The organism is Novosphingobium sp. fls2-241-R2A-195 (assembly GCF_030209485.1).
Classification (GTDB): domain Bacteria; phylum Pseudomonadota; class Alphaproteobacteria; order Sphingomonadales; family Sphingomonadaceae; genus Novosphingobium; species Novosphingobium resinovorum.
Genome location: NZ_JARVRY010000040.1, coordinates 1 through 1,120 on the forward strand (window position 1 = coordinate 1; position 1,120 = coordinate 1,120).

General features: G+C 69.7%; 2 protein-coding genes. One reads left to right on the forward strand and one right to left on the reverse strand.

The features are described from left to right. On the reverse strand, nt 1-213 hold a 213-nt coding region (locus QRN25_RS25050; RefSeq protein ID WP_285022129.1), incomplete at its 3' end, for a hypothetical protein. A 35-nt stretch (nt 214-248) separates the two neighbouring features. Between QRN25_RS25050 and QRN25_RS25055 the strand changes: the two genes are divergently transcribed. Continuing rightward, a partial coding sequence (locus QRN25_RS25055; RefSeq protein ID WP_285022130.1) for a hypothetical protein occupies nt 249-1,120 on the forward strand: 872 nt, incomplete at its 3' end.

Here is a 1,120-nt window from a genome sequence, read left to right on the forward strand (position 1 = left end):
GTCCGACTGGCCCCGGCGGTCCGACTGGCCCCGGCGGTCCGACTGGCCCCGGCGGTCCGACTGGCCCCGGCGGCCCGACCGGCCCCGGCGGTCCGACTGGCCCTGGCGGTCCGACTGGCCCTGGCGGTCCGACTGGCCCTGGCGGCCCGACCGGCCCTGGCGGCCCGACCGGCCCTGGCGGCCCGACTGGCCCTGGCGGCCCGACCGGTCCATCCGGCAGCTACACCGGTCCCGTTGCTGGCGTCGGAGTGGGTGGCACACCCATCCTCGGGCCCAGTGGTTCGGGCACGCTGATCGACGTGAACGTGGCTCCTGACGTCGCCACCGGCAATGGCGGCACCATCGCCGTCGATGTGCTCACCGGTGACGGCCATATCGTAAACGTTGCGTTGCCGACCACTACTCAGCAAACGCAAGAGGCTCTGGCCCCTGTGGGCTCGTTGGCTGGCGCGCTGCTTGGTCAGCAGGTGGGCTCGACGGTGACGCAAGTCACTAACGGGCTGTCCCCGACGGTGGCGGTGGTGACTTCGACCGTCAGCCAGGTGACGACGCCGATACTTGGTACGGTCGATGCGGTACTGGCTCCGGTCGTCGGACAGAACGGCCTGCTTGGCCCTCTCACCGGGCAACTCGGAGGGTTGGTCGATGGCATCACCGGCACGCTGCCGGGTGGCGGCTCCGGCACGGCACCGACTTACACCGGACCGCTGGTCGGCCTGGACCTTGGCAACAATGTCCTGACCGGGCCAAGTACGAGCGGGACTCTGGCAGGTGTCAACGTACTGTCTGAAAACCCGGGGCTCGTATCCGGGCAGCTCGTGACGGCCGACGTGCTGGCGGATGGCAACATCCTTGACGTCACCATCCCGACGACGGCGGCAGGCGTGGCGCAAGGTCTTGCTCCTGTGGGCAACCTTGCCGGTTCGCTGCTCGGTGCGCAGGTAGGGGCCGGCGTAACGCAGGTCACGAACGGGCTGGCCCCGGTAGTGGCCCCGGTTACGAGCGTGGTGGATGCCGTTGCCTCTCCGGTGCTTGACACGCTGAACGGGACGCTGGGTCAAGTTATCGGCGGCGTGACTGGCGGCGGCGGCACGGGCGATGTCCTTGCTCCGGTGACTGG